Origin of the sequence: Bacillus sp. SIMBA_031, assembly GCF_046535225.1 — a bacterium.
Classification (GTDB): domain Bacteria; phylum Bacillota; class Bacilli; order Bacillales; family Bacillaceae; genus Bacillus; species Bacillus velezensis.
The window spans coordinates 1-276 of sequence record NZ_JAWRXC010000182.1 but is presented as its reverse complement, the minus strand read 5'-3'; the positions used below and the strand labels follow the sequence as shown (position 1 = coordinate 276).

Here is a 276-nt window from a genome sequence, read left to right as displayed (position 1 = left end):
CGGCACCGGGGTCGCGGAGTGTTCGCGGAGGAACGCCAACAGCGAGTCCGCATCTTGTCCGGCGTCGAGCGCCCGGCGGATGGTGGTGGGGGAGAATCGGTAGATCGACGCCGGGCCCTGGCCTTCGGCGTCGGCCATCAACAGGAGTGTCTCGCTGAGTTCGGGGGCCAGATACCCGGGCGCCACGGCCGTGAGGTCTGCCTGCAAGAGGATGTGGTTGACGGCAGCAGGCAGATGTTCGCCGAGAATATCGAGTGCGCGCTCAGGTTGGCCGGC

Annotated in this window: 1 protein-coding gene; it reads right to left on the bottom strand. The window is 67.8% G+C overall.

All coding sequences use genetic code 11. The annotated features are described in order from the left end of the window. Positions 1-276, bottom strand: a 276-nt coding sequence (locus tag SB724_RS19975; protein WP_410572562.1) for a helicase-associated domain-containing protein, incomplete at both ends; no start/stop codon positions are given.